This window comes from Paenarthrobacter sp. PH39-S1 (assembly GCF_030063245.1).
Taxonomy (GTDB): Bacteria; Actinomycetota; Actinomycetes; order Actinomycetales; family Micrococcaceae; genus Arthrobacter_M.
Map to the genome: position 1 here is coordinate 3,378 of NZ_JASISR010000077.1, position 1,306 is coordinate 4,683.

At 66.8% G+C, this 1,306-nt stretch carries 2 protein-coding genes; both read left to right on the forward strand.

The genetic code is table 11. The features are described 5' to 3' along the window. Window positions 1-358, forward strand: a 358-nt coding sequence (locus tag QMG52_RS21400) for a transaldolase family protein (protein ID WP_283562420.1), incomplete at its 5' end; no start/stop codon positions are given. A 186-nt stretch (window positions 359-544) separates the two neighbouring features. Then, on the forward strand, window positions 545-1,249 hold the full coding sequence (rpe, locus tag QMG52_RS21405; protein ID WP_283562421.1) for a ribulose-phosphate 3-epimerase: 705 nt from the start codon (window positions 545-547) through the stop codon (window positions 1,247-1,249). Window positions 1,250-1,306: the final 57 nt, after the last annotated feature.

The window sequence follows — 1,306 nt, forward strand, 5'->3', positions numbered from 1 at the left end:
CCTGGCCGAAGCCGGCGCCCGCCCGCAGCGCCCGCTGTGGGCTTCCACCGGCGTGAAGGACCCGGCCTACCCCGACACCCTCTACGTCACCGAGCTAGTCGCCGCCGACATCGTCAACACCATGCCGGAGAAGACCCTCGACGCCACCTTCGACCACGGCGTGGTCACCGGTGACACCATCACCGGCACCTACGAGGAAGCACACAGCGTGCTCACCGCCCTCGAAGCACTCGGTGTCTCCTACGACGACGTCGTCGCCCAGCTCGAATCCGAAGGCCTGGACAAGTTCGTGGCCAGCTGGAAGGAACTGCTCGCCGACGTCGATGGCGCCCTCACCACCGCACGGAAAGCTTCCTAACCCCGCCAGGCAGGCTAACCGCCAACCGTCCGGCAGCGTGGAGACCCCTCTTCGGGGGGCCTCCACGCCCCGGTACCGGAATCACTCCTTACCGGAATCAACGGGCCGCAGGCGCCGGCCCAGGCCGCCGGTCCGGGCCGAGAGTCCCGAGCCCCAGGCTCTGACTGTTACCGAAAGGCAGACACCATGTCCGTTTCACCCCTGAAGTGCTGTATCAACCCCAGCATCCTCTCGGCCGACTTCGTCAACCTCGAAGCCGAGCTGGCCCGCATCAGCAACGCCGACGCCGTGCACGTGGATGTCATGGACAATCACTTCGTACCGAACCTGACCATCGGCCTGCCCGTCGTGGAACGGCTGCAAAAGGTCAGCCCCGTGCCGCTGGACGCCCACCTGATGATTTCCAATGTGGACCGGTGGGCGCCCCAGTTCGCCGACGCCGGCCTGAGCTCGGTGACCTTCCACGTCGAGGCTTCCGACGCCCCCATCAAACTCGCCCGCGAACTTCGCGCGCGCGGGGCCAAGGCAGGCATGGCACTGCGCCCGGCCACCCCGGTGGAACCATACCTGGACATCCTCCCCGAACTGGACATGCTGTTGATCATGACCGTCGAGCCGGGCTTCGGCGGCCAGGCATTCCTGGACGTCATGCTGCCCAAGATCCGCCGCGCCCGCGCGGCGATCGAAGGTTCCGGGGTGGACGTCGCCATCCAGGTCGACGGCGGCATCACGGAGGAAACCATCACCCGCGCCGCTGAGGCCGGCGCCAACGTCTTCGTGGCCGGATCGGCCGTTTACGGCAAGCCGTCACCCGCGGACGCCATCGAGTCACTACGCGCAAACGGCCAACTCGCCTTCAACCCCAACAACACCGCACCCCGCCCCAATTAGCCTGAAAGACCCACTCATGCGCGTTCACATCGCAACCGACCACGCCGGCCTGGAACT